General features: G+C 72.1%; 20 protein-coding genes. 6 read left to right on the top strand and 14 right to left on the bottom strand.

Annotation, left to right across the window (positions count from 1 at the left end):
* The 4 genes from AIIKEEIJ_RS01565 to rimP all read right to left on the bottom strand — a co-directional run.
* The coding region (locus AIIKEEIJ_RS01565; RefSeq protein ID WP_338020891.1) for a translation initiation factor IF-2 N-terminal domain-containing protein at positions 1 to 1,292 on the bottom strand (1,292 nt) is incomplete at its 3' end.
* A gap of 150 nt (positions 1,293 to 1,442) precedes the next feature.
* A complete protein-coding gene (locus tag AIIKEEIJ_RS01560) occupies positions 1,443 to 1,763 on the bottom strand; it encodes a YlxR family protein (protein ID WP_072635117.1) in 321 nt (106 codons plus the stop codon).
* Between the two features lie 44 nt (positions 1,764 to 1,807).
* On the bottom strand, positions 1,808 to 2,836 hold the full coding sequence (gene nusA / locus AIIKEEIJ_RS01555) for a transcription termination factor NusA (protein WP_006937408.1): 1,029 nt from the start codon (positions 2,834 to 2,836) through the stop codon (positions 1,808 to 1,810).
* On the bottom strand, positions 2,833 to 3,441 hold the full coding sequence (gene rimP / locus AIIKEEIJ_RS01550) for a ribosome maturation factor RimP (protein WP_006937409.1): 609 nt from the start codon (positions 3,439 to 3,441) through the stop codon (positions 2,833 to 2,835). The genes nusA and rimP overlap by 4 nt, the downstream gene beginning before the upstream one ends.
* Positions 3,442 to 3,605: 164 nt before the next feature.
* Here rimP and AIIKEEIJ_RS01545 point away from each other — a divergent pair, with 164 nt between their 5' ends.
* Together AIIKEEIJ_RS01545 and AIIKEEIJ_RS01540 are read left to right on the top strand one after the other, a co-directional pair.
* Positions 3,606 to 4,118, top strand: a complete 513-nt coding sequence (locus tag AIIKEEIJ_RS01545) for a hypothetical protein (RefSeq protein WP_029543274.1) — start codon at positions 3,606 to 3,608, stop codon at positions 4,116 to 4,118.
* The gene (locus AIIKEEIJ_RS01540) at positions 4,115 to 4,561 is read left to right on the top strand and encodes a DUF4439 domain-containing protein (RefSeq protein ID WP_161994781.1); all 447 of its coding nucleotides are present in this window, start codon (positions 4,115 to 4,117) and stop codon (positions 4,559 to 4,561) included. The genes AIIKEEIJ_RS01545 and AIIKEEIJ_RS01540 overlap by 4 nt, the downstream gene beginning before the upstream one ends.
* Before the next feature lie 54 nt (positions 4,562 to 4,615).
* On the opposite strand, the gene AIIKEEIJ_RS01535 is transcribed toward AIIKEEIJ_RS01540, so the two are convergent.
* Positions 4,616 to 5,272: a class I SAM-dependent methyltransferase gene (locus AIIKEEIJ_RS01535; protein WP_161994780.1), complete on the bottom strand. Its 657-nt coding sequence runs from the start codon at positions 5,270 to 5,272 to the stop codon at positions 4,616 to 4,618.
* 59 nt (positions 5,273 to 5,331) lie between these two features.
* Positions 5,332 to 7,065 (bottom strand): proline--tRNA ligase, encoded by a 1,734-nt coding sequence (locus tag AIIKEEIJ_RS01530; RefSeq protein ID WP_006937413.1) that lies wholly within the window; start codon positions 7,063 to 7,065, stop codon positions 5,332 to 5,334.
* A 53-nt stretch (positions 7,066 to 7,118) separates the two neighbouring features.
* Here AIIKEEIJ_RS01530 and yaaA point away from each other — a divergent pair, with 53 nt between their 5' ends.
* Positions 7,119 to 7,862: a peroxide stress protein YaaA gene (yaaA, locus tag AIIKEEIJ_RS01525; protein WP_161994779.1), complete on the top strand. Its 744-nt coding sequence runs from the start codon at positions 7,119 to 7,121 to the stop codon at positions 7,860 to 7,862.
* Here the strand turns inward: yaaA and AIIKEEIJ_RS01520 are convergent.
* The 5 genes from AIIKEEIJ_RS01520 to mqo form a co-directional block, all read right to left on the bottom strand.
* Entirely contained in the window at positions 7,833 to 8,984 is a 1,152-nt protein-coding gene (locus AIIKEEIJ_RS01520) for an FUSC family protein (RefSeq protein WP_161994778.1), read from the bottom strand. The two genes, yaaA and AIIKEEIJ_RS01520, sit on opposite strands and share 30 nt — an antisense overlap.
* Before the next feature lie 60 nt (positions 8,985 to 9,044).
* The gene (locus tag AIIKEEIJ_RS01515; protein WP_006937416.1) at positions 9,045 to 10,526 is read right to left on the bottom strand and encodes an MFS transporter; all 1,482 of its coding nucleotides are present in this window, start codon (positions 10,524 to 10,526) and stop codon (positions 9,045 to 9,047) included.
* 11 nt (positions 10,527 to 10,537) lie between these two features.
* The gene (gene cobA, locus AIIKEEIJ_RS01510) at positions 10,538 to 11,794 is read right to left on the bottom strand and encodes a uroporphyrinogen-III C-methyltransferase (protein ID WP_443217086.1); all 1,257 of its coding nucleotides are present in this window, start codon (positions 11,792 to 11,794) and stop codon (positions 10,538 to 10,540) included.
* Positions 11,795 to 11,936: 142 nt separating this feature from the next.
* Positions 11,937 to 13,619 (bottom strand): long-chain-fatty-acid--CoA ligase, encoded by a 1,683-nt coding sequence (locus AIIKEEIJ_RS01505; protein ID WP_161994776.1) that lies wholly within the window; start codon positions 13,617 to 13,619, stop codon positions 11,937 to 11,939.
* 135 nt (positions 13,620 to 13,754) lie between these two features.
* A complete protein-coding gene (gene mqo, locus AIIKEEIJ_RS01500) occupies positions 13,755 to 15,284 on the bottom strand; it encodes a malate dehydrogenase (quinone) (protein WP_072635112.1) in 1,530 nt (509 codons plus the stop codon).
* A gap of 234 nt (positions 15,285 to 15,518) precedes the next feature.
* Between mqo and AIIKEEIJ_RS01495 the strand changes: the two genes are divergently transcribed.
* Together AIIKEEIJ_RS01495 and mtr are read left to right on the top strand one after the other, a co-directional pair.
* Positions 15,519 to 16,526, top strand: a complete 1,008-nt coding sequence (locus AIIKEEIJ_RS01495; RefSeq protein WP_029543255.1) for an alpha/beta hydrolase — start codon at positions 15,519 to 15,521, stop codon at positions 16,524 to 16,526.
* Positions 16,527 to 16,557: 31 nt separating this feature from the next.
* Positions 16,558 to 17,931 carry a mycothione reductase gene (gene mtr, locus AIIKEEIJ_RS01490; RefSeq protein WP_161994775.1) on the top strand — a complete coding sequence of 458 codons (1,374 nt, stop codon included), beginning with the start codon at positions 16,558 to 16,560 and terminating at the stop codon, positions 17,929 to 17,931.
* 66 nt (positions 17,932 to 17,997) lie between these two features.
* On the opposite strand, the gene AIIKEEIJ_RS01485 is transcribed toward mtr, so the two are convergent.
* The 3 genes from AIIKEEIJ_RS01485 to AIIKEEIJ_RS01475 all read right to left on the bottom strand — a co-directional run bounded on the left by AIIKEEIJ_RS01485 (position 17,998) and on the right by AIIKEEIJ_RS01475 (position 21,200).
* On the bottom strand, positions 17,998 to 18,564 hold the full coding sequence (locus AIIKEEIJ_RS01485; RefSeq protein WP_202916422.1) for an alpha/beta fold hydrolase: 567 nt from the start codon (positions 18,562 to 18,564) through the stop codon (positions 17,998 to 18,000).
* A 48-nt stretch (positions 18,565 to 18,612) separates the two neighbouring features.
* Positions 18,613 to 19,470: a type I methionyl aminopeptidase gene (map, locus tag AIIKEEIJ_RS01480; protein WP_029543248.1), complete on the bottom strand. Its 858-nt coding sequence runs from the start codon at positions 19,468 to 19,470 to the stop codon at positions 18,613 to 18,615.
* 71 nt (positions 19,471 to 19,541) lie between these two features.
* Positions 19,542 to 21,200 (bottom strand): AMP-binding protein, encoded by a 1,659-nt coding sequence (locus AIIKEEIJ_RS01475; protein WP_161994774.1) that lies wholly within the window; start codon positions 21,198 to 21,200, stop codon positions 19,542 to 19,544.
* Positions 21,201 to 21,306: 106 nt separating this feature from the next.
* Here AIIKEEIJ_RS01475 and AIIKEEIJ_RS01470 point away from each other — a divergent pair.
* Positions 21,307 to 22,103 (top strand): LuxR C-terminal-related transcriptional regulator (locus tag AIIKEEIJ_RS01470; protein WP_161994773.1); only part of this gene is annotated, 797 nt, incomplete at its 3' end.

Genomic DNA, 22,103 nt, shown 5'->3' with positions numbered 1-22,103 from the left:
GTCTCGTCGTTCACCGACTGAGTGGCCGTGACCATCTCACCGAGGTTGAACAGCGCCTGGACCAGGGCCGACGGGTTCGCGTCGATCTTCTCCGCGAAGTCGGACAGCGACGCGCCACGGGCGAGACGGATGGTCTCGCCGTTGCCGCGCGGCAGCCGCACACCACCGACCGACGGTGCCTGCATCGAATCGTATTCCTGCCGCTTCTGCCGCTTCGACTTGCGGCCACGGCGCGGAGCGCCACCGGGACGACCGAAGGCACCCGCGGTTCCGCCGCGGCCACCACGGCCGGCGCCACCGCCACCGCCACCGGGACGACCGCGGAAACCACCGGCGGCACCGGCACCGGCACCGGCGCCGGGAGCACCGCCACCGCCACCGCGGTAACCGCCGCCGCCACCAGCGCCGGCCGGACGTCCGCCGGGCGCGCCGGGACGGCCGGGACGACCGGTCGGGCCGGGACGCGCAGCACGCTGCGGCATCGCGGCCGGGTTCGGACGCGGGGGCATCGAGCCGGGGGACGGCCGGGGACCGCCCTGGCCGGGAGCCGGACGGGGACCGCCGGGACCGGCCGCGGGGCGACCCTGACCGGGAGCCGGACGGGCACCGCCGGGACCGGCCGCGGGGCGACCCTGACCGGGAGCCGGACGGGCACCGCCGGGACCGGCCGCGGGGCGACCCTGACCGGGAACCGGACGCGGCGCGCCCGGACGCGGCGCGGGCCGCTCCGCGGGTGCGGACGAGTACGGATTGTTGCCGACGCGCGGCGGCTTCGGGCCGGGACGGGGACCGCCCGGCTTGGGGCCGGCGCTCGGAGCCTGCGGGGCCGGAGCCTGCGGGGCCGGAGCCTGCGGGGCCGGAGCCTGCGGGGCCGGAGCCTGCGGCGCGGCCTGCGCGGCCGGAGCCTGCGGGGTGGCCGGCTTCGGGGCAGCCGGGCGCGGAGCGCCGGGCTTGGGGCCGGGTGCGGCGGGGCGCGAAGCCGGAGCCGGACTCGGCGCGGGGGTTGCGGCCTCGGGCTTCGGGGCCGGGGCGGGTGCCGGCGCGGCCTGGGCGGGCGCTGCCGGACGGGGACCGGGGCGCGGCGCCCCGGGCTTGGGGGCTGCCGCCGACGGAGCTGCGCCGTCGCCGTTCGCCTTCGCGAAAGATTCGCGCAGTCGACGCGCGACCGGCGGCTCGACCGTCGAGGACGCCGACTTCACGAATTCGCCCTGTTCCTTCAAACGGGCGAGAAGTTCCTTACTGGTGACACCGAGTTCCTTGGCCAACTCGTGTACACGGGCCTTGCCTGCCACTGCTCTCCTCACTGATGAGGTCGAGCGGCTGGTGCCCGCACGACCTCGGGTTATCTCCGATGGACGTTCATCGCTGGTGCTTCACGGTGTGCTCATGAGTGCTTGTACCTGTTCTTCTCAGAGTTGGTGTCCCCGGTCCGGCGCGTATCGCTACGCCGAGTCCTCCTCGTTCCGGACCCCGACCAGCTGAACAAGCGCAGACGGGTCGATTGTTCCCGACACCCGCAGCGCTCTGCCGAATGCTCGACGCCGTTCCGCCTGACCGAGGCATTCCGGATCGGGGTGCATCCACGCGCCCCGACCGGGCATCCTCCGCCCCGGGTCCGGCACCAGCACGAAGCCTGACGGCTCCGTCGCCCGCGCCACAACCCTCAGCAGATCGGCAGCCAGCACCCGCTGCCGACACCCGACACAGGTGCGCACCGGACCGGTGCGCTCTCGGTCGGCCGAGGGCAGCTCATGCTGAGCCATCGACCACTCTACCGCTGATCGGGCCGGAACCGTGCATTCCACGCCTATCTGCCTGTCGCGGGCGATCCCGCCGACGCCGGACCGCCGGCCGCGGCATCGCTACGGATGTCGATCCGCCACCCGGTCAGCCGCGCGGCCAGCCGGGCATTCTGCCCTTCCTTGCCGATCGCGAGGGACAGCTGGTAGTCGGGAACGACGACCCGCGCGGCGCGCGCGTCGGGGTCGACGACTGTGACGGATACCACCTTCGAGGGGGACAGCGCGTTACCGACGAACTTCGCCGGATCCTCGTCGAAGTCGATGATGTCGATCTTCTCGTCACCGAGTTCGCGCATGACGTTGCGCACCCGCTGCCCCATCGGGCCGATGCACGCGCCCTTGGCGTTCAATCCCGGCACCCGTGAGTGGACGGCGATCTTGGAGCGATGGCCGGCCTCCCGCGCGACGGCGACGATCTCCACCGACCCGTCCGCGATCTCCGGCACCTCGAGGGCGAAGAGCTTGCGCACCAGGTTGGGGTGCGTCCGCGACAGGGTGATCTGCGGGCCGCGCTGCCCCCGCGACACCCCGACGACGTAGCACCGGATCCGGTCGCCGTGCTCGTACGTCTCGCCGGGCACCTGCTCGGCCGGCGGGATCAGCCCTTCGGTGCCGGTGGTCTCGGCGCCGATCTTCACCACGACCATGCCGCGGGCGTTGGCGCGGGTGTCGCGCTGGACCACGCCGGCGACGACCTCGCCCTCGTGCGTCGCGAACTCCCCGAACCGCTGCTCGTGCTCGGCATCGCGGATGCGCTGCATGATCACCTGGCGGGCGGTGGTCGCCGCGATGCGACCGAAGCCCTCCGGGGTGTCGTCCCACTCGGAGACGAGGTTGCCGTCCGCGTCGAACTCCTGCGCCATCACCCGCACGGCACCGGTCCGGCGGTCCACGTCGACACTCGCGTGCGGCTGGTGCCCGTCGGTATGCCGGTAGGCCGTGAGCAGGGCCGTCTGGATCGTCTCGATCAGCGCATCGAACGGGATGTTCTTGTCGGCCTCGAGGACCTTCAGGGCTGCGATGTCGATATTCACTTGTCCACCTTCACTTCGTCCGTGCCGTTGTAGTCCGTGCCGCTCTCGTCGTCCGGGTCGTCGCCGTCGCCCTCGGCGATCTCGCCGGCACGCACCCGGCCGTCCGGCAGGCCGCCCGCGAGCTCGAGTTCGCGCGGATTCGGCGCGTTGAACTCCACCTCGACGACGGCGCGGCGCACCTCCGCGAGCGGGATCGCCCGCACCGAGGGCCCGCTGCGGCCGGGAACGACGATCCGGACCTCGTCCCCGACGAGCTCGCCGATGCGGCCGACGATCGTCTCGTCGTCCAGTTCGATCCGGGCCTTGCGGGCCTGGGACCGGCGCCAGTGCCGCTCGCGGGTGAGCGGGCGGCCGATGCCGGGGCTGGTCACCTCGAGCACGTAGGGCGACTCGCCGAAATCGGAGACGGCGTCGAACGCCTCGGAGACCAGGGTGCTCAGGCGGGCGGCCTCGTCGAGGCTCAACCCGGCGTCGCTGTCGACGAACAGCCGCACCGTGCTGTGCTTGCCCGCAGACGTGATCACCACGTCCTCGAGGTCGTATCCCTCGCGCTCGATCGGGCCGGAGACGAGTTCGGCAATTCTCTCCGGGGGCGGCACCGGCATCGCGACAGGCTCCTCGTTCAGTTGTGATCGCAGCGGACGTCATGCCGGCGCACGAGCGGACCGGCAGGTATTCAAGGGTATCGCGCATCCGGCGCTCCCGTGACCAACCCCCCGCGGCCCGACCACCGTCGGATCCGCCCGGACCGGGCTGGCACGATGGTGCGGTGCCGACGCCCGCATCCTCACCGCCCGTGTCCCGACGCACCGTGCTGCGCTGGTCCGGCGCCGCGCTCGGCGGCGTCGGTGCGCTCGCCGTCGCCGGGTGCGGCGCCGGCACGGACGACGGCGCCGGGGAGGTCGATCCCCTGATCGCCCAGGCCGAGCGGGCGCGCGTCGACGCCGCGACCGCCGGTCTGCTCGTCGCGCTGCTCCCCGACCGGGCGGGCGCCCTGAATGCCGTCGGCGCCGAGCGCACGACCCACGCCCAGGTCCTCGACGCCGAGGTGGCGCGGCTCGCCGGGGCCGACCCGGCGTCGACCACCACGGCGTCGACCACCACGACGACGACCGTGGCCCCGGCCGCGGATCCACCCACCCTCGACCTGCTGCGCGAGCGACTGAACGGCTCCCAGCGCGCCGCCGCGGACCTGGCCCGCACCCTGCAGGGCTACCGGGCGGGCCTGCTCGCCTCGATCAGCGCCGCGTGCGCCGTGCACAAGGGGGTGCTGCTGCCGTGAGTTCACAGTCGCTGGGCGTCGAGCAGCAGGCCCTCGTGGACGCGGTGAACGCCGAGTACGCCGCGGTGTTCGGCTACGGCATCGTCGCCGCGTTCTCCAATCCCGCCCGCGCGGCCGAGGTGTCGGCGGACACCGCCGCCCACCGGGCCCGGCGCGACGCCACCACGGACGCGCTGCGGGCCGCCGCCGTCACCCCGCCCACCGCGGCCGCCGGGTACACGACGCCCTTCCCGGTGACCGACGCGGTTTCCGCCGCACAGTTGGCGGTGCAGATCGAGACCGATGTCGCGGTGGCGTGGCGCTCCGTCGTCGAGCGGGCACGCAGCGAGCACACCCGCGGGGCGGCGATCGAGGCGCTCACCGAGTCCGCGATGCGGGCGGCCCGGTGGCGCGCGAACCTCGGGGTCGTCCCGCCGTCCGTCGCGCTGCCCGGGCAGCCCTGACCTCGACCGGGACGCCGCGGCATCCGCTCGCGCCGACCGCCGCGGGCGAAGTGCTCAGTCGGTCACGACCGCTATCGCGAAGCCGTCCCAGCCCTTTGCGCCGACGGTCTGCAGCGCGGTCGCGTCGAGCCGGGGGTCGGTGGCCATGAGTTCCAGCACCTCTCGGGCGCCGCGCACCCGCTCGTCGTCGAGATCGGCGTTGGTGACCGAACCGCCGCGGATCACGTTGTCGACGACGATGACGGTGCCGGGGCGGCCGAGCCGCAGCGCCCACCGCACGTAGTGCGGGTTGTTCTCCTTGTCCGCATCGACGAACACCAGGTCGAACGGGGCCCCGCCCTCGAGGGACGGCAGGGTGTCGAGGGCGGCGCCCACCCGGATGTCGACCCGCTCCCCCACGCCGGCGCGATCGAGGTTGGCGCGCGCGACCTCGGCGTGCCGGGGCTCGTACTCGAGGGTGACCACGCGCCCGTCGTCGCCGACGGCCCGCGCGAGCCAGATGGTGGAGTACCCGCCGAGCGTGCCGATCTCGAGGATGCGCTGCGCACCGCGGATCCGCGCCAGCAGATGCAGGAACTTGCCCTGCACGGGTGCGACGTCGATCGGCGGCAGGCCCGCCGCGGCGTTCGCCGCGAGCGCGTCCTCGAGCTGAGGGTCGGCCCCGATCAGGGTGTCGGTCAGGTAGGCGTCGGTGCGCTCCCAGTCGTCCATGGCATCAGTGTGGTGCCCCGGTGGCCCGCACGCGATCCCGAGGGCCACCGGGGGTGCTACTACGCGCCGAGGATCTCCTTCAGGGCCGCATCGGCCGGCACCTCGCGGGACTCGCCGCTGAACCGGTCGCGCAGCTCGACCTTGCCGTCGGCCCAGCCGCGGCCGACGACGACGACCAGCGGCACGCCGAGCAGCTCGGAGTCCTTGAACTTCACGCCGGGCGAGGCCTTGCGATCGTCGAGCAGCACCTCGACGCCCGCCTTGTCGAGCTCGGCGGCCAGATTCTCGGCACCCTCCCGGGCCGCCTCGTCCTTGTTCGCGATCACCAGGTGCACCCCGAACGGGGCGACCTCGGCGGGCCACCGCAGGCCCTTGTCGTCGTGCTGCTGCTCGGCGATCACGGCGACGAGCCGGGAGACACCGACGCCGTAGGAACCCATGGTCGGGCGCACCGGCTTGCCGTTCTCGCCGAGCACGTCGACGGCGAAGGCGTCGGTGTACTTGCGGCCGAGCTGGAACACGTGGCCGATCTCGATGCCGCGCGCCGACACGAGCGGGCCCGCACCGTCCGGGGACGGGTCACCGTCGCGCACCTCGGCGGCCTCGATGGTCCCGTCCGGGGTGAAGTCGCGCCCGGCGACGAGTCCGACGACGTGCCTGCCGGGCTCGTCGGCGCCGGTGATCCACGACGTGCCGTTTCCGACACGCGGATCGACGAGGTAACGAACTCCGTTGTCGAGCAACGCTTTCGGACCGATATACCCCTTGACGAGGAACGGGTTGGCCGCGAAGTCGGCGTCCGTGAGCAGCTCGTACTCGGCCGGCTCGAGCGACGCGCCGAGCCGCTTGTCGTCGACCTCCCGGTCGCCGGGGATGCCGATGCCGAGCAGTTCCCACTCCCCGCCGGGTCGCCGCGTCTTGACGAGGATGTTCTTGAGGGTGTCGGCGGCGGTCACCGGGCGGTCGAGCGCACCGTTGGCCCACTCGACGAGAGTGTCGATGGTCGGGGTGTCCGGGGTGTCGTGCACCACCGCCTCGGGCAGCCCGTCGAACGGAACCGGCTCGGGGGCCAGGGTCTCGACGGCCTCGACGTTCGCGGCGTAGCCCGACTCGAGGCAGCGCACGTACGTGTCCTCGCCGGCGTCGCTCTCGGCGAGGAATTCCTCCGACGCGCTGCCGCCCATGGCGCCCGACGTCGCGGAGACGATCACGTACTTCACGCCGAGTCGGGCGAAGATCCGCTCGTAGGCGTCACGATGTGCCCGGTACGACTCGGCCAGGCCCTCGTCGGTGAGGTCGAAGCTGTAGGAGTCCTTCATCACGAACTCGCGGCCGCGGAGGATGCCGGCACGGGGACGTTCCTCGTCGCGGTACTTCGTCTGGATCTGGTACAGGGTGACCGGAAAATCCTTGTACGAGTTGTATTCACCCTTGACGGTGAGCGCGAACATCTCCTCGTGGGTGGGGCCGAGCAGGTAGTCGGCGCCCTTGCGGTCCTGGAGCCGGAACAACCCGTCGCCGTACTCGGTCCACCGGTTCGTGGTCTCGTAGGGGTCGCGCGGCAGCAGCGCCGGCAGCGAGATCTCCTGCCCACCGATCGCGTTCATCTCCTCGCGCACGACACGCTCGACCTGCCGCAGTACCCGCAGACCCAGCGGCAGCCACGAGTACACCCCCGGGGCGATGCGGCGGACGTAGCCGGCGCGCACGAGCAGCTTGTGGCTGGCGACCTCGGCGTCGGCCGGGTCGTCGCGGAGGGTGCGGAGAAACAGGTGCGACATGCGGGTGATCACGGGAGAGCAGCCTACCTGCCGCCCCGGAACCGACCTCGGTACGGTTACCGCTTGTGCTGGTGCTTCTGCCTCCTTCCGAAACCAAGTCCGACGGCGGCGACGGTGCGCCCCTCGACCTGGGCGAGCTGTCGATGCCGCAACTGACCGCGACCCGCGAGGAGCTGGTGCAGGCGCTCGTCGACCTGGCCGCGGATCCGGAGGCGTCGAGCCTCGCCCTGGGCCTGGGTCCCACGCAGGCGGACGAGATCGAACGCAACGCCAAGCTGTGGGTCTCGCCCACCCGGCCGGCTCTCGCGCGCTACACCGGGGTGCTGTTCGACGCCCTCGACGCCGGCTCGTTCACCCGGGCGCAGCGGGAGAAGGCCCACCGACGACTCGCGATCGGGTCGGCCCTGTTCGGCGCGGTGCGCGCGGGCGATCCCATCCCGGCCTATCGCCTGTCGGGCGGATCGAAGCTGCCCGGCGCCGGGACCCTCGCGTCGCTGTGGCGGCCGGAGCTGAGCGGCGCCCTGGCCGCCGAGGCCGCCGGGCAGCTCGTGGTGGACCTGCGGTCGGGGGTGTACCGGCAGCTCGGGCCCGTCCCCGGCGCGGTCACCGCGACCGTGCTCACCGAGCAGCCCGACGGGAGCCGCAAGGTGGTCAGTCACTTCAACAAGCACCACAAGGGCCTGCTGGCCCGCGCGCTCGTACTGACCCGCGCGGAGCCGGCCGCCGTCGACGGTGCCGCCCGCGTCGCGTCCCGGGCGGGCCTGCGGGTCGAGGTGGCGTCAGCCACCGAACTGGTGATCCTGACCTGACTGCGGCACGCGCCGGGTCTCCTGCACCGCGGTGAGGAACCGGTGCGCCGGGTGCCAGAAGCTACCGAGCACGGCCGCCACCCGAGGGTCGGCGGACCCGGCGGCCGATCGCTGCAGTTCGGCCAGCCGGTCGGCGCACTCGCCGCAGGCGTCGTCGAATCGGACGGGTTCGGCGAATCGGGCGGGGTCGGCGGCGGCGTCCCCGATCCGGTCCACGAGCTCGGCCAGGGCTGTCAGGAGAGCAGGCACCGAGCAGCGCGCCGCGTCGTCCGCCCCGTCGAGAACGCCGTCCGACGCCGCCTCCGCCACGCGGGCGAGTTCGCGGAGCGCCGGCACGGCGTACCACAGCCGGTCGAGGACGTCGTCGGAGGCCGAGGCCTGATCCCGGACCCGGGCCGCGATCGGGCGCGGATTGAGCCGCACACTCTCTCGTGCCCACTGCGACGACTCCGCCGCGCGGTCCATCATCCGGTCGATCTCCCCCGTGCGACGCACCCAGCCCCCGGGCCCCGGACCCGCCTCGTCGCCCAGCCCGGCGGCCATGTCACACAGCAGGGATCGGGCCTCACGGGCGAGTACCCCGAGTTCGTCCCCGACCGGGTAGACCGGCGGGAACAGCGCCGCGGTCACCACGAGTCCGCACGCTGCCCCGATCGCCGTCTCGAGCAGCCGCTCCCCCAGCATCACGGGGCTGCCGGCGGCGCCCGTCGCGATCACCAGCAACGCGGTGATCGCCACCCAGATCCCGTTCGAACCGAACCGCCGCCAGCGGCCGACGAACCAGCCGACGAGCACCACGACGCCGATCGCCGCCGTCTGCCCCGGCACCAGCCATTCCGCCGTTGCCGCGAGCAGCACGCCGGCGACGACCGTTCCGATCTGCACCACCGCCTGCCGGAGGGACCGGAACACCGTGGTCTCGACGAGGAACACCGCGACGTAGGGGGCGAGGAAGGCCTGCGGCAGCGTCAGCCACTCGGCGGCGACGAGCCACGCGAGGACCGCCGCGAGGGCCGACTTCAGCGCCTGCGCGGCGACGTACCGCTCGTGCCCGCGCACGCGTACCGCGCGTGCGGTCCACGTCGCCGGGAACCGCACCCACTCGGTGATGGTCGACAACATGTCCGTCGGCTACCCCGCCGCTGGGGCCGGGCACACCTCGGCGGCAGGGCCGGTACGGGGCTACGCGCCCTGCGCCGCCTTCTCCGCCACCTGGGCCTGCGCCACCTGCTCGGGGGTGAAGCGGATGAACAGCGCCGCGGCACCCGCGATCACGGCGCACACCGCACAGCCGACGAGGGCGAAGAGGTAGCCCTCCCCCAGCGCGTAGAGCTGGCCGGGATCCATGTCGGCGACGGCGCCGGACGTGCCGCCCAGCGACAGGGTCCGCGACGTGGCCATCGCGCCGATCACGGCCAGACCGATGGGGCCGCCGAGGGTCTGCGCCACCTGGGCGATCGCCGCGAGCGGGCCGATCTCGTGCGAGCCGACGCCGGCGATCGCGCACAGCGGCAGCGGCACCACGGCCAGGCCCACCCCGAACCCGACGACGAGCACCAGGACGAACAGCGTCGGCAGGTAGGCGACGGTGTGCGACATCGTCGAGCCGTACAGGAGGCTGACCGCCATGATCAGCGCCCCGGTGACGACCAGCCAGCGGGGCCGCACCCGCACCGCCAGCTTCGACGCGACCGCCGCGGCGGCGCCCAGGCCGAAGGCGAAGGGCACGAACGCCAGGCCGGCCTGCAGCGGCGAATAGCCGAGGATGTCCTGCACGAACAGGGCGACGAACGCGGCGAGGCTGAACATGACGGCACCGGCGAAGAAGATGGACACGAACGTCGCGACCCGGTCCGCGTTGCGGAACAGCACGAACGGCAGCAGCGGGTTCTCGGCGCGGCGCTCGACGACGAGGAACACCGCGAGCAGCGCGGTACCGGTGATCAGCGCGCCGACCACCGCAGGACTGGTCCACCCCATCTCCGGGCCCTCGGTGAGCCCGAAGACGAGACCGGTGCAGCCGAGTGTGGCGAGCACCGCGCCCGGCACGTCCAGCGGCAGCCGCTCGGCCGCGGTCTCGCGCAGCGCGACCACCGCCAGGCTCACGATCAGCATCCCGATCGGCACGTTGATCAGGAAGATCCAGCGCCAGGACACCTCGGTGAGGGCGCCGCCGATGATCAGCCCCGCGATCGATCCGACGCCCGTCATGGCCGCGAAGATGGCGATCGCCTGGTTGCGTGCCGGTCCGGGCGCGAAGGTGGTGGCGACCAGCGCCAGGGCCGTGGGCGAGGCCACGGCGGCGCCGACGCCCTGCAGCGCGCGGGCCGCGACGAGGGTGCCCTCGTTGACGGCGAGGCCGCACAGCAGCGACGCGACGGTGAACAGGCCGACGCCGGCGATGAACATGCGTTTGCGGCCGAAGGCGTCGCCGAGACGTCCGCCGAGGAGCATCAGCCCCCCGTAGCTCAGGGCGTACGACGTGAGCACCCAGTTGCGGCCCGCGTCACTCAGACCGAGGTCCTCCTGCAGCGGCGCCAGCGCGAGATTGGCGACCGTGCCGTCGAGCACGACCATCAACTGCAGACCGCTGAGGACGATGATCGCCAGGCCCAGCGCACGCGTGGTGACGGGGTAGCTCACGGGCGAGGAGGTTTCGGCCATGTGGATCAACGTTACCGAGCGCCCGGGGCGACCCCGGCCACCGGCCCGATGTCGAACCCGGCCACCGGCCCGATCACGATGATGGCCGGCGGGCGGATCTGCTCCTCCCGGACGCGGGCGGCGACGGTCTTCAGGTCGGCGCGCAGCACCCGCTGGGTGCGCAGCGTGCCCTCCTGGATCACGGTGACCGGGGTCTGCGCGGGCCGGCCGCCCTCGAGCAGGGCGGCGGCGAACTGCTCGATCCGCTCGACCGCCATCAGCAGCACGAGCGTGCCGCGCAGGCGGGCGAGCGCACCCCAGTCGGTGAGCGAATCCGGGTGGTCGGGCGCCACGTGGCCGCTGACCACGACGAACTCGTGAGTGACGCCGCGGTGGGTGACGGGGATCCCGGCCGCGGACGGCACCGAGATGGCGCTGGTGATGCCGGGGACGACGGTCACGGGCACTCCGGCGGCGACGCACGCCTCGAGTTCCTCGTAGCCGCGGCCGAACACGTACGGGTCGCCGCCCTTGAGCCGGACGACGAACTTTCCGGCCTTGGCGCCGTCGATCAGCGCCTGGTTGATGGCCTCCTGCGCCATCGCCCGGCCGTAGGGGATCTTGGCGGCGTCGATCACCTCGACGTGCGGGCCGAGCTCGGCGAGCAGTTCCGGCGGGGCCAGCCGGTCGGCGACGACGACGTCGGCGCGACCCAGCAGGCGCCGCCCGCGGACCGTGATCAGGTCGGGATCGCCCGGGCCGCCACCGACCAGCGCGACCCCGGGGCGGGCGGGCTCGGCGTCGGCGACGACGGCACCGGACTGCAGGGCCTCGCGGATCGCGGTGCGCACGGCCGCGGAGCGGCGGTGGTCGCCGCCGGCCAGCACACCGACGGTCATCCCGTCGTAGTGGGCGGTGGCCGGGGTGACGGCCGTGCCGCGGCGGGCGTTGTCGGCCCGGACGCAGAAGATGCGGTGACGTTCGGCCTCGGCGACGATCGCGGCGTTGGTGTCCGGTTCGTCGGTGCAGGCGATGGCGTACCAGGAGCCGTCGAGATCCCCGTCACGGTAGTCGCGCAGTTCCAGGGTGACCTGCCCGGCGGTGGCCATGCCCTCGACCGCGGGTGTCGCCGCACGGGTGATCACGTGCACGTGGGCACCGGCGGCCACGAGCAGACCGAGCCGTCGCTGTGCGACGGTACCGCCCCCGACCACCACTACTCGCCGGCCCCGCAAATTGAGCCCGACCAGGTAGTTGGTCTCGTCATCGGCAGCACTGGACACCGGCACTTCCCATCTTTCGGCACTGTGCAACGCGCATCACGCTGCGGGGAACGCACAAACACTACGGGCCGGGCCGATCGCGGCGCCATCCGCCGTACGAACATCGTGAGGGACGCCGCAGGCCCGGCACGCACGGCGTCCGAAGGACTCAGCCGACGAGGAGGGACTCGCGGACCTGCCGGCGGAGCACCTTCCCGATCAGGGACCGCGGCAGGTCGTCCACCACCACCACACGCCGCGGGACCTTGTAGGCGGCCAGGCGCGAACGGCAGTGCTCCCGCGCCGCCTCGGGGTCGAAGTCGTCGCCCGAGACCAGCACCGCCGCCACCACCTCCTCGCTGCCGTCAGAGGTCGGCAGACCCACCACGGCGGCGTCGACTACTCCCGGGAACAGCCGCAGCGCCGCTTCGACCTCGGACGGCATGACGTTGAAGCCACCGGTGATGATCAGTTCCTTGATCCGGTCCACGACCGTGACGAATCCGTCGCGGTCGACCTGGACGATGTCACCGGTCCGGAACCAGCCGCCGTCGAGCAGCGCCTCCGCCGTCTGTTCGGGCTTGTTCCAGTATCCGGAGAACACCTGCGGTCCGCGGATCAGCAGCTCTCCCCGCTGCCCGGGTTCGACGTCGCGCTCAGGGTCGGCCGGATCGACCACCCGGATCTCGGTGCTCGGGAAGGGAACTCCGACGGCACCGGGCCGGCGGGCGAGTCCGATGGGATTGCCGACCGCGACCGGCGACGTCTCGGTCAGCCCGTACCCCTCGACCAGCACGCCCCCGGTGACCGCCTCCCACAGTTCCAGTGTCTCCGTCGGCAAGGGCATCGCCCCGGAAATCGACCAGCGCGCCGACGTCAGATCCACCGACCGCTCCCGGGCCGCGCGGGCGAGGCGCTCGTAGATCGGCGGCACCGCGGGCATGAACGTGGGTGGGTGCTTCTTCGCGGCGGCGAGCACCAGATCCACGTCGAACTTGGGGAACAGCACCAGACGGGCGCCGATGCTCATCGCGAAGGTCACACACAGGGTGAGCCCGTAGGCGTGGAACATCGGCAGCACCGCGTAGACGACCTCTGCGCCGTCGACCAGCCCCGGCACCCAGGCGCGGCCCTGCGCGGCGTTGGCGCCGAGGTTCGAGTGCGTGAGCATCGCGCCCTTCGGGGTGCCGGTGGTGCCGCTCGTGTACTGGACGACCGCCAGATCGCCGACGGAGGGGCGCGGATGCTCCGGGTCGAGGGGTCCGTCGGCCAGCAACCGCTGCCACGGAACCGTCCCCGGCGCCGGCCCCGTCAGCGCGTCCCGCAACGTGCGCGCTCTCGGGACCGGGAGGGTGAGCGCGAGCCGCTTGGACCACGGCATCGAACGAGTGATGTTCACCGCCACGATGTGCTCGACGGCCGTGTCCCCGGCGATCCGCTGCAGCAGCGGACAGACCTTGTCCCAGGCGATCGCCACCCTGGCGCCGTGGTCCGCGAACTGGTGGGCCATCTCCTCGCCGGTGTAGAGCGGATTGTGCTCGACCACCACGCCGCCGATCCGCAGGACCGCATAGAACGCGATCACGTGCTCCGGACAGTTCGGCAGGACGAGCGCCACCCGGTCGCCGGGGCGCACGCCGAGCCGTCGCAGCCCCTCCGCGGCACGGTGCACCCGGTCGCCGAGTTGCGAATAGGTCAGTTCCGCGCCGAAGAACTCGAGCGCCGGACGTGGCCCGAACCGAGCGACCGACGCCTCCAGCATGTCGACCAGCGAGTGCTCGGGGGGTGCGATGTCCGACGGCACCCCCTCGGCGTAGCTGTCGAGCCAGATCCGTTCCATACCGGTGCCCACAGCCCCGCCCCTCTCAGCGACTGGGATCAGGGTATCCCGCCGGGGCGCGGGCGCCACGGCGTTCCGGCGGACGGCGCGGCCCGCGAGGGCCGGACCCGGCCGAGACCCTCGCAGGCCGCATCGGAGGACGGGCGGTCAGACCGTCGCCGGCTCCGCCGGGGCGGTGGCCTCCACCGCGGAGGCGACATCGAGCTGCAGGGACTTGGTGCCCCAGCGCCAGACCTTGTCGAACAGCGCGGTGTCGTCCGAGAGCTTGACCCCGAGGGACGGCACCATCTCCTTGAGGGTGTCCTGCCACGCCGTCCACCGGTCGGGGAAGCAGCGCTCGAGGACGTCGAGCATCGCCGGAACGGCGGTCGAGGCGCCGGGGGACGCGCCGAGCAGACCGGCGATCGTGCCGTCGCCGGCATTGACCACGGCGGTGCCGAACTCGAGCACTCCACCCGCACCCTTGCGGCGGATCACCTGCACCCGCTGACCGGCGGTGATGAGCTCCCAGTCCGCCATGCGGGCCCGCGGCACGAACTCGCCGAGGGTGCCGATGCGGTCGCGCGGCGACTGCATCAGCTCACCGATCAGGTACTTGGTCAGACCCATCTCGGTGAGGCCGACGCCGATCATCGACAGCAGGTTGTTGGGCTTGACCGAGCCGGGCAGGTCGGTGAGCTTGCCGTTCTTGAGGAACTTCGGGGACCAGCCGGCGTACGGGCCGAACAGCAGGCCCTGCTTGCCGCCGATCACGCGGGTGTCGAGGTGCGGGACCGACATCGGTGGCGCACCCACGGCCGCCTTGCCGTACACCTTCGCGCTGTGCATGGCGATCAGCTCCGGGTTGGTGCAGCGCAGGAACTGACCGGAGACGGGGAAACCGCCGAAGCCCTTGGCCTCCGCGATACCCGACTTCTGCAGCAGGTGCAGCGCTCCGCCGCCGGCACCGACGAACACGAACCGGGCATGCACCTTGCGGGCCTGGCCGGTGCGGCGGTTGCGGACCTTGACGATCCAGCTGCCGTCGGACTGCTTGTCCAGGTCGGTCACGTCGTGGCCGAAGTGCACGGTGCCGCCCGACGCGGCGACGTTGTTGAGCAGCTGCTTGGTGAGGGCACCGAAGTCGACGTCGGTGCCGTCCTGGGTCCAGTTCAGCGCGATGGGCTCGGAGAAGTCACGGCCCTGCGCCATCAGCGGCAACCGCTCGGAGAAGTACTCGGGGCTCTCCGAGTACTCCATGCCGGCGAAGAGCGGGTGCCCGGCCAGCGCGTCGTAGCGGGCACGCAGGTACTTCACGTTGTCGGCGCCGTGGACGAAGCTGACGTGCGGAACGGGATTGATGAAGTTCTTGGGATCGGTGAGGATGCCGTTGTCCACCGCGAACGCCCAGAACTGGCGCGAGACCTGGAACTGCTCGTTGACGTTGATCGCCTTGGTGATGTCCACGCCACCGCCCGGCTTGGCGGGCGTGTAGTTCAGCTCGCACAGCGCCGAGTGACCGGTGCCTGCGTTGTTCCAGGGATCGCTGCTCTCCGCCGCGGCGGCGTCGAGCCGCTCGAAGGCGGTGATGGACCAGTCGGGCTGCAGCCGGCGCAGGATTGCGCCGAGCGTCGCGCTCATGATGCCCGCACCCACGAGCACTACATCGGTCTTGGCCTCTACCACGTTCTCTGACACTGGAGGATCGACTTCCTTGTCTGTTCGCACGCGCCGTTGCGTTCCGCACTGCTCCGCGTGAGTGTCCCGTGCACGTCCGTGCTCGTCGGCCGGGTCTCGCTGCACTCGCGGATCCCGGCGACGTCGCGGCCGCGCCGACTGCGACGAACAGGTTACCCGCGCGTTGTCCGGCGTTTGTCTTCACCCAATTGTGCCCCCACGACAGGTCCGCGTAGTGACCAATACAGTGTGATCGTGACTACTTGGATGCCCGATATCCTCGGCGACGGATACGAGCAGCTCACGCTGCCTCTCGGCCCCGATCCGGACGGCGAGGGCGAGGTCACCGCCACCCTCGTCCGCTATCAGCCGTCCGTCTACCCCGGCGGCGAGTCCGCCCCGGACCGTGCCGTGATCTACGTGCACGGATTCACCGACTACTTCTTCCAGCAGCACCTCGCCGAGCACTTCGCGGCCCAGGGGTACCGCTTCTTCGCCCTGGACCTGCGCAAGTGCGGCCGCTCCCGGCAACCGGAGCAGACGCCGCACTTCGTCACCGACCTGACCTACTACGACGCCGAGCTCGAGGAGGCGCTGCGGGTCGTCCGGAGCGAGGTCGGCGGCGGCATCCTCCTCGTGGCGCATTCCACCGGCGGGCTGGTCCTGCCGCTGTGGCTCGACCGGCTGAACCGCCGGCCCGGCGGCACGGGCGGCGCCGGGATCCAGGGCCTGATCCTCAACAGCCCGTGGTTCGACCTGCAGGGGCCCTCGATCCTGCGCAGCCTCGGCACCGTCGCCGTCGACACCGTCGGCCGGGTCCGCAGCCGAGCCGTCATCCCGGGGCAGAGCCTGGACACCTACGGGATGAGCCTGCACAGGAACGCCAACGGCCAGTGGGAATACGACCTGGACTGGAAGCCGCTGGCCGGGTTCCCCGTCACGTTCGGCTGGCTCCGCGCGGTCCGTCGCGGCCACGCGCGGCTGCACCGCGGACTCGACGTCGGGGTCCCGTCGCTGATCCTGCGGTCGAAGGACACGCGCTGGGCCCCGGCGTACGACCCCGCGGTGGACACCGCCGACGCGGTCCTCGACGTCAAGCAGATCGCCCGCTGGGCCGGGTGCCTGGGCGACCGCACGACGATCGTCCCGATCACCGGTGCCCGCCACGATGTGTTCCTCTCCACACCGGAGGTCCTCGAGGTGGCATTCCGGGAATTGGATCTGTGGCTGGACTGGTTGGACGGTCACAGCAGAACCCTGTGACCGTCCGCGCGAACCTGACTACGGGAGAACAGTGAGCCACTACGACCTGGCCATCATCGGCACCGGATCCGGAAACTCGATCGTCGACGAGCGATACGACGGCAAGAAGGTGGCCATCCTCGAGCAGGGCACCTTCGGCGGCACCTGCCTCAACGTCGGCTGCATCCCCACCAAGATGTACGTCTACGCGGCGGAGGTCGCGCAGACCGTGCGCAATGCCGCGAAGTACGGGGTGGACGCGACGGTCGACGGGGTCCGGTGGAACGACATCGTCGACCGCGTGTTCGGCCGGATCGACCCGATCGCGGCAGGCGGAGAGCGCTACCGCACGGAGGACTGCGCGAATGTCACCGTCCACCGCGGGCACGCCCGGTTCGTCGGCGAGCGCACCCTCGACACCGGCACCGGGGAGATCATCACCGCCGACCAGGTCGTCGTCGCGGCGGGCGCGCGGCCCGTGATCCCGCAGGAGGTACTCGACGGCGGGGTGCGTTACTACACCAACGACGACATCATGCGGCTGCCGAAGCTGCCCGAGTCGCTCGTGATCCTCGGCTCCGGGTTCATCGCGATGGAGTTCGCCCACGTCTTCTCCGCCCTCGGCACCCGGGTGTCGGTGCTGGCCCGCACCGGTCAGCTGCTGCGGCACCTCGACCACGACCTCTCCGAGCACTTCACCGGTCTGGCCACCGACCGGTGGGACGTGCACCTGTCCAACCCCGCGACCGCCTTCCGCGCCGTCGGCGACGGCGTCGAGGTGGACCTGGCCGACGGCACCACCGTCAGCGGCGACGCGCTGCTCGTCGCGGTGGGACGTACGCCCAACGGGGACGCACTGGACGCCGCCGCCGGCGGGATCGCGCTGCACGAGGACGGCCGGATCGTCGTGGACGAGTTCCAGCGGACCACCGCGCGCGGGGTCTTCGCGCTCGGTGACGTCTCGTCGTCGCACCAGCTCAAGCACGTCGCGAACCACGAGGCCCGGGTCGTGCAGCACAACCTGCTCCACGACGCGTGGGGCGGGGACACCTCCGCGCTGCGCCGCTCCGACCACCGTTTCGTGCCGTCCGCGGTGTTCACCGACCCGCAGATCGCGACGGTCGGGCTGACCGAGGAGCAGGCCCGCGCCCAGGGCTACGACGTCGCGGTGAAGATCCAGTACTACGGCGACGTCGCCTACGGCTGGGCGATGGAGGACACCGAGGGCTTCTGCAAGGTGATCGCCGACCGCGCCACGGGCAAGCTGCTCGGCGCGCACATCCTGGGCGCCCAGGCGTCGTCGGTGATCCAGCCGCTGATCCAGGCGATGAGCTTCGGTCTCACCGCGCGGGAGACGGCCACCGGCCAGTACTGGATCCACCCGGCCCTGCCGGAACTGGTCGAGAACGCGCTGCTGGGTCTGTAGGCCGCGTGCGTCCTTCGGGCGGTTCCGGCCTCCCGAAGGACACACCGGCGGCGAAGCCGCCCGCTGCTACCAGCTGCCGGTGCGCAGGGCGATCGCGCTGGCCAGCTCCGCCGGCGCCTCGGCCGGGATGTTGCCCACCCCGCTCAGCTCGACGACGCGGAACTCCGACAGGACGTACCGCATCGAGGCGTCGGCCTCCGCGCGCCGCGCCGCGCTGCCCACGAGCACGGTGGTGGGCACCTCGGCGGGGGCGGCGTTCGCGTCCCGCACGATGCCCTCGGCGTCCGGCACCGCCGGATGGCCCCGGTCGGCGACGACGAGGCTGGCGAACCGGCCGAACCGGCCCGACGCGACGGCCCACGCCAGCTCCGCCCCGGCGCCGCTGCCGACGAGGTGCACCCACGGCAGCTTCAGGGCGTCGAGCAGGGCGTGCACGCCCGCGACGTCGAGACCCTCGATGGTCTCGGGCACGAACGTGCGTAGATCCGAACGGTGCAGCCGCTCGCACACCGCGTCGTAGACGTCGGCGGATTCCCCGGCGCCGGGCAGCAACAGCACCGCGTGCCGGCTCTCGGGGCCGTCGATGCGAACGGTGAAGGTGCCGGCCGGGATCGCCACGTCAGTCGGTTCCATGCCGAAGCACGGTACGCGACACGGCGCCGCCGCCGGCACCCGGCCGAGTCACGGCAGCGTGAGGATTTCCGCCCCGGTGTCGGTGACCACGATGGTGTGCTCGAACTGGGCGGTCCACTTGCGGTCCTTGGTGACCACGGTCCAGCCGTCGTCCCAGATCTCGTAGTCCACCGTGCCGAGGTTGATCATCGGCTCGATCGTGAACACCATTCCCGGTTCGAGCACGGTGTCGACGGACGGCTGGTCGTAGTGCAGGATCACCAGGCCGTTGTGGAACGTCTCGCCGATGCCGTGACCGGTGAAGTCGCGCACCACTCCGTATCCGAACCGGTTCGCGTAGGCCTCGATGACCCGGCCGACGACGTTGAGCGCCCGGCCCGGCTTGACGGCCTTGATCGCCCGCATCGTCGCCTCACGGGTCCGCTCGACCAGCAGGCGGTGCTCCTCGGAGACGTTCCCCGCCAGGAACGTGGCGTTGGTGTCGCCGTGCACTCCCCCGATGTAGGCGGTGACGTCGATGTTGACGATGTCCCCGTCCTCGATCACCGTCGAATCCGGAATGCCGTGGCAGATCACCTCGTTCAGCGACGTGCAGCACGACTTGGCGAAGCCCTTGTAGCCCAGCGTGGACGGGTACGCGCCGTGGTCGCACATGTACTCGTGGGCGATGCGGTCCAGCTCGTCGGTGGTCACGCCCGGCGCGACGGCCTTGCCCGCCTCGGCCAGTGCCTGCGCGGCGATGCGGCCGGCGACCCGCATCTTCTCGATGGTCTCCGGGGTCTGCACCCACGGCTCGTGACCTTCCTTCGCCGTCGGCTTCCACGCGTACTCCGGTCGCTCGATCCCGTTGGGGACGGCACGGACAGGCGAGACGGTTCCGGGGACGAGTGCGGTGCGAACAGGCATGCCCACCAGAATAGGCCCCGCGCAGCGGGGGGCGACGCGGCCCGGCGGCCGCACCGCCCCCACCCGGGGGCTCAGCCCTGGCGCAGGATGTAGCGCTGGATCTTGCCGCTGGGCGTCTTCGGCAGCTGGGGCACGAAGTGCACGGTCCGCGGGTAGGCGTGCGCCGCGAACTTGCGCTTGACCAGCTGCTGCAGCTCCGCCTCGAGCTCGTCGGTGCCGTCGACACCGTCGCGCAGCACCACGAACGCCTCGAGCACCTCACCGCGCAGCTGATCTGGCATGCCGACGACGGCGGCCTCGACGACGTGCTCGTGCATCACCAGCACGCTCTCGACGTCGAACGGGCCGATCCGGTAGCCCGCCATGATGATCACGTCGTCGTCGCGGGCCGAGAAGTAGAAGAAGCCGTCCTCGTCGACCTGCCCGGCGTCGCCGGTGAGGTACCAGCGGCCGTCCTCCGTGAACCGCTGCGCGGTCTTCTCCGGGGCGTCCACGTAACCCGTGAACCACAGCAGGGGGCTGGCGTGGGTGTCGATCGCCACGCGCCCGGGCACGCCGGGGGCGGCGATCTCGTCGGAGTCGTCGGACAGCACGGCGCAGGACCAACCGGGCAGCGGCTTGCCCATCGACCCGGGCCGCACCTCCTCGCGCAGCCCGTCGGCCCACGCGTTGACGACGAACATGCCGTGCTCGGTCTGCCCGTAGTGGTCGCGCACCACCGCGCCGAGGGTCTGCTCCGACCACGCCACGACGTCGGGCGTGAGCGGCTCGCCGGCCGAGGACGCGCGGCGCAGCGAGATCGACTCCGGCACGGGCGCCGAGTCCGCTCGCAGGCTGCGGTAGACGGTGGGCGCGGCCGCGAAGTTGGTGACCCCGAACTTCTCCATCACCTGCCAGGTGAGGGAGGCGGAGAACCCGGCATGCAGCAGCAGGCTGCGCACCCCGGCGGCCAGCGGCGCGAGCAGCGCGTAGTACAGCCCGTAGGCCCAGCCGGGATCGGCGGCGTTCCAGAACACGTCGTCCTCACGCACGTCGAGGCCGAAGTCCAGGTAGGCGTGGAACGACGCGAGCGCCCGTACCGGCACGGGCACGCCCTTCGGAGTGCCGGTGGTGCCGGAGGTGAACAGCTGCACGAGTCCGCCGTGCCCGCCGACGGCGACCGCGGCACCGCGCGGATCGTCCGCGTCGTGCGAGGCCACCAGGTCGGCGAAGCTCACTCCGATGCCGGCGGCACCGCCCTCGGTGTGACCTGCGACGACGATCTGCCAGGGCGCGTCGGCGGGGATGTCCTCGCCGGGCGCGAGCTTGCCCACCTGGTCGGCGTCCGAGACCACCACCTTCGTGCCGCTTGCCTGCAGCCGGAAACCGATCGCCGGGGGTGCGAACGCGGTGAACAGCGGCACGTGCACGGCACCGCGGCGCCAGATGCCGAGCAGCGCCACGACCAGGTCCGCGGACTTGCCCATCAGGGTGGCGACGTGGTCGCCCGGCTCGACGCCGAGGTCGGCCAGGGCCGCGGCGAAGCGGGAGGACTGCTCGCGCAGGTAACCGAAGGTCAGATCGGTCGCGCTCAGGTCCGCCTCGACCACCGTGAACGCGACGGCGTCCGCGGGATGCCCGTCGCACAGCAGCTGTGCGGCACACGCGTCGGCGGTGTCGTAGCGGTCCAGCAGTTCCCGCACTCGTGCCTCCTGCTCGGAATACGCACGCGCGGTGGTCTCGGTGGTCATCGAATCCGTCCTCTCGTGAAGCGCCCCGGGGTGAACGTCCCGAGGATCGATTCCTTTATGATCCAAGTCACAAGTACGTCCCGATACCCCCGGAAAGGGGTGACCGATGGCGCCGGCCGGCACCTCGCCTCTCCTTCGTCCCCGTGACAGCGACGCACTACGCGGCGAGCTCCGCCGCACCGCGGCGGAGGCACTGATTCCCGTCGTGTTCGCCGGGGAGGTCCGCGACGGGAACCTGCACCTGACCGAGTTCTTCGGCACCCGCACGAACGGCCTCGAGGGGGTCGTGGTGCCGCCGCGGGCGGGCCTGGGTGGCCTCGTGGTGGACCGGGCCCGGCCGGCGACGGTGCCCGACTACGGCCGGTCGTCGTCGATCACCCACCACTTCGACCGGCCCGTGCTCAGCGAGGGGCTGCGGTCGATCCTCGCGGTGCCGGTGATGGTGGGAGGGGCGGCCCGCGCCGTCCTCTACGGCGCGATCCGTGAGTGCTCACCGCTCGGCGATCGCGCGGTGGGGGCGTTCGTGCAGGCGGCGCGCCGGCTCAGCAGCGAGATCGCCATCCGGGACGAGGTGGACCGGCGGCTGGCGCTGCTCGGCTCCCTCGATCGGCCGTCCGAGAACCCGGTCGCGGCGGCCCAGATCCGGGACGTGCACGCGGAACTGCGCGGCCTCGCCCAGTCCGTGGAGGACGCCGGCCTGCAGCGCAAGCTGCGGGCGCTGTCGGACCGGCTGGCCGGGGCGCTCGGCGGCCCGGCCCCGCAACCGACCGACGTGGTGCTCTCGCCGCGCGAGACCGACGTGCTCGCGCACGTGGCACTGGGATGCACCAATGCCGAGATCGCCGACCGGCTGTCGGTCGGCCCGGAGACGGTCAAGAGCTACCTGCGCAGCGCGATGGGCAA

Origin of the sequence: Rhodococcus sp. YH1, from assembly GCF_009939605.1 — a bacterium.
Classification (GTDB): Bacteria; Actinomycetota; Actinomycetes; order Mycobacteriales; family Mycobacteriaceae; genus Rhodococcus; species Rhodococcus aetherivorans.
Note: the sequence above shows the minus strand (reverse complement) of the source record. Positions and strands in the feature narration are given on the sequence as shown.

Excerpts from the sequence above, each read along its gene's own strand:
- AIIKEEIJ_RS01560 (WP_072635117.1), bottom strand. The coding sequence starts at position 1,763 with ATGGCTCAGCATGAGCTGCCCTCGGCCGACCGAGAGCGCACCGGTCCG.
- rimP (WP_006937409.1), bottom strand. The coding sequence starts at position 3,441 with ATGCCGGTGCCGCCCCCGGAGAGAATTGCCGAACTCGTCTCCGGCCCG.
- AIIKEEIJ_RS01535 (WP_161994780.1), bottom strand. The coding sequence starts at position 5,272 with ATGGACGACTGGGAGCGCACCGACGCCTACCTGACCGACACCCTGATC.
- AIIKEEIJ_RS01520 (WP_161994778.1), bottom strand. The coding sequence starts at position 8,984 with ATGTTGTCGACCATCACCGAGTGGGTGCGGTTCCCGGCGACGTGGACC.
- AIIKEEIJ_RS01515 (WP_006937416.1), bottom strand. The coding sequence starts at position 10,526 with ATGGCCGAAACCTCCTCGCCCGTGAGCTACCCCGTCACCACGCGTGCG.
- AIIKEEIJ_RS01485 (WP_202916422.1), bottom strand. The coding sequence starts at position 18,564 with ATGGAACCGACTGACGTGGCGATCCCGGCCGGCACCTTCACCGTTCGC.
- map (WP_029543248.1), bottom strand. The coding sequence starts at position 19,470 with ATGCCTGTTCGCACCGCACTCGTCCCCGGAACCGTCTCGCCTGTCCGT.
- AIIKEEIJ_RS01475 (WP_161994774.1), bottom strand. The coding sequence starts at position 21,200 with ATGACCACCGAGACCACCGCGCGTGCGTATTCCGAGCAGGAGGCACGA.